The 3,329-nt window shown below is 36.0% G+C and carries 3 protein-coding genes; 1 reads left to right on the top strand and 2 read right to left on the bottom strand.

Annotated elements, in window-relative coordinates; translation table 11 throughout:
* Together BBH99_RS10540 and BBH99_RS10535 are read right to left on the bottom strand one after the other, a co-directional pair.
* Positions 1-241: double zinc ribbon domain-containing protein (locus tag BBH99_RS10540; RefSeq protein WP_228390789.1), on the bottom strand; the 241-nt coding region annotated here is incomplete at its 3' end.
* Positions 242-307: 66 nt separating this feature from the next.
* Positions 308-1,780 carry a helix-turn-helix domain-containing protein gene (locus BBH99_RS10535; RefSeq protein WP_066695325.1) on the bottom strand — a complete coding sequence of 491 codons (1,473 nt, stop codon included), beginning with the start codon at positions 1,778-1,780 and terminating at the stop codon, positions 308-310.
* 126 nt (positions 1,781-1,906) lie between these two features.
* Here BBH99_RS10535 and aceB point away from each other — a divergent pair.
* On the top strand, positions 1,907-3,329 hold a 1,423-nt coding region (gene aceB, locus BBH99_RS10530), incomplete at its 3' end, for a malate synthase A (RefSeq protein ID WP_066695323.1).

The raw sequence follows: 3,329 nt of genomic DNA, 5'->3' as shown, positions 1-3,329 counted from the left end.
TTCTGTATTTCAGTTCATGAATGATCTTTCTGCTTAAACTATCCTCTTCAAACTGGATCAGAGCATAGGCGTTCTCAACAGGAAACGAAAGCTTACATTGTTCTTTCACCGGATTATTTCTGAAATAGTCATAATGGGTAAAATGAATCTGTCCGAAGCACAGGTCACAAACCAGGAGATCAGCCTCAATAATTCTGTTACAATGAAGACACCGGTTGGGAAAGAGTAGGTCTAATATCATAAGTGTGTTTTTACTAAGATATAAAATAGTTTTGATCTGCTATGCTAAAACTATAAGACCTTTAATTTAAAAATCCTTCTTTATCTTTTCAATGGCATTCTTCATGCTGAGGTTGAAATGTTCTTTTTCTAATCGTACAGGGGGTGCCTGCCTTACCTCGCAATCCGGAATACTGCAGGACTCGCAGGTTACTCCTACATTAATGGTTTTTAATGAAGGAGACTTTATAAATCCTATTTTTTTGATGGTTTGCGGATTCAGTAAAATTCCAAGACAATAACTTCTGTTGCTGCCATCAGAAAAAGGGTTTTTCTGAGAAGTGGAAATAACCAGATAGCTTATGCCCTGATCTTTGTAATGAGAGATCTGAGCATCGGTCAGCGTTTCATTTTCCTTTAAATGATGAAGGTTTTTTACAGCAATCCATCTTCTGCAGTAATGTTCATTCATGGCATTGGCATGTGGGGCCTGCTGATGGTTGAGATGAAGCTCCTTAAGAATCTGAATCTTTTCTGAACCCTTCTTTTTAACCAGACATAAATAGAATAAATCCTTAATTCCCATTTCTGCAGAAAGAATATTAGTCAGACGGTAATAGAACGTTTCAGGTGAGTCAGTGAAACTATTGATAAGGCTGGCAAAGTTTTCCGGTTCCCAGGTGTTTTCCTGGAAAAACTCAGAAGTTTTTTCAATGGCAGGTTCTTTTGAAATTAATAAAGCTCCTGCAAAATAAGAAGCATAAAAATTATTCAGAATTTCTTCAAAACTTCCGAAATCAAGCCAGGAATAAGTAGTAGGGCGAACTTTCAATTCCAGAACATTGAAACCAATTTCTTTAGCCAGGATAAATGTTTTCTGATCCTTTTCAAGCTTTTTATTCAGAAGCAGCAATTTTTTTTCCGGAATAAACAGGGATCGCAGATTGTTCAGCGTTCCATAGCTTTCAAAATCTTCGGACTGAATGGTATAATTGAAATGTTCCGTAAGAATACTCTCCAGGATATCAGACTTTAAATTTTTATCAATCTGAAGACGATTTTCTTCAATAAACAGGTTTACCTTGTCTTCAATTTCCGGAAAGTAATTATCATATAATTCCTGAAATGATCTCAGAACTGCAAAGTAGAATCTTTCCTTTCCAAGGTTGTAGTTCTGTGAGATCTCTATCAGTGCGTTGATGAAAGCCGTTACTTTCTTAGGCGCATCGCTGATGATACTGATTAGGTTATTCTTGTTAATTCCGAATAATTCCAAAGGGACTTCCTTGAAGAAATCAGACTGCAGAATTTCATTAAAAGGAGCAAGGCTTTTATCCAGCTTTGTTGAAACCAGGTCATCAAAAGTACAGTTCAAAGCTTCAGAAAGCTGAATGATTTTATCATGCTTTGGGTATTTCTTTCCGTTTTCAATCTCATTAAGATATGATTTTGATAATCCGGTCTTTACGGCAAGATCCTGTAGAGACCAATTTTTCTTTTGTCTCTGTTGCTTCAGTTTTAGCCCGAAAACTGTTTTGATATAGTCGCTTTCTGAATTCATTACTCAAATATAAATAAATAGATGCGATTATTCGCATAATAATTTTTAAATAAATTTAGCGAACGTTCGCTGTTTGTGAAAATTTTTGTTTATGTTTGTAATATCAAATCACAAAATCAACAAGTTATGGAAACTAAGACTCAATTAAAAATTACGGCTCAGAAGCAGTTTGAAGAAATTTTCACTCCAGATTTGATAGATTTTTTAATAGCGCTTCATCAGAATTTCAATCATAAAAGAATAGAACTTTTAGAAGAGCGTAAAAAAACTCAGAAAGAATTCGATCAGGGGAACCTCCCGAAATTTCTGAAAGAGACTGAAGAGATCAGGAATGGAAATTGGGTATGTGCCCCATTGCCGAAAGATTTACTGGACAGAAGAGTGGAAATTACAGGCCCGGTTGATCGTAAAATGATTATCAATGCACTGAATTCAGGAGCTCTTACCTTCATGGCTGATTTTGAAGACAGCAGCTCACCAACATGGCAAAACTGTATGGAAGGGCAAATTAATCTTTCCGATGCCATTAACAGGACTATTGATTTTGTTAATGAAGGAGGAAAGGCATACAAGCTTAATGAAAAAACCGCTGTTTTATTGGTAAGACCAAGAGGATTGCATCTTCCTGAAAAACATATTAAAATTAATGATGAAGAAGCATCAGGATCATTAACCGATTTTGGAATTTATTTTTTCAGAAATGCGAAAAGCCTTTTGGAAAAAGGAAGTGGTCCATATTTTTACCTTCCAAAATTAGAACATTATAAAGAAGCAAGATGGTGGAATGACGTATTTGTTTTTGCTCAGGATTATCTGGGAATTCCCCAAGGCACTATTAAGGCAACCGTTTTAATAGAAACAATTACCGCTTCTTTTCAGATTGATGAAATTTTATATGAATTAAAAGAACATAGCTCAGGGCTGAATTGCGGAAGATGGGATTATATTTTTTCATACATCAAAAAATTCAGAAACCTTCCTGAATTTATCGTTCCGGACAGAGATCAGGTAACCATGACTTCACCTTTTATGAGTGCTTATTCAAAAAGAGTAATTGAAGGCTGTCATAAGAGAAATGTTCATGCTATGGGCGGAATGGCAGCCCAGATTCCTGTAAAAAATGACGATGAAGCCAATAATATTGCTTTTGAAAAAGTAAGAAGCGATAAAGAAAGAGAAGTGAAAAACGGTCATGACGGGACCTGGGTAGCTCATCCTGCATTGGTTTCTGTGGCTAAAGATATTTTTGACGAATTTATGCCTTCCAAAAATCAGATCGATAAAAAATGGAAATACAACATACAGGAAAGCGATCTGTTGGAAATTTCCAAAGGAGATATTACAGAGAAAGGAGTGAGAAAAAATATCAATGTAGGAATTCTTTATCTCGAAAGCTGGCTGATGGGAACAGGAGCCGCCGCCATTTATAATCTGATGGAAGATGCTGCTACTGCCGAAATCTCAAGAACGCAGATATGGCAATGGCTGAAAAATGAAGCTGTATTAAGTGATGACAGAACATTAACCAGAAATATGGTTCTTCAATGGG

The sequence above is a fragment of the Chryseobacterium contaminans genome (assembly GCF_001684955.1).
Classification (GTDB): domain Bacteria; phylum Bacteroidota; class Bacteroidia; order Flavobacteriales; family Weeksellaceae; genus Chryseobacterium; species Chryseobacterium contaminans.
Note: the sequence above shows the minus strand (reverse complement) of the source record. Positions and strands in the feature narration are given on the sequence as shown.

Coding starts and splice junctions, on each gene's coding strand:
- BBH99_RS10535 (WP_066695325.1), bottom strand. CDS start 1,780: ATGAATTCAGAAAGCGACTATATCAAAACAGTTTTCGGGCTAAAACTG.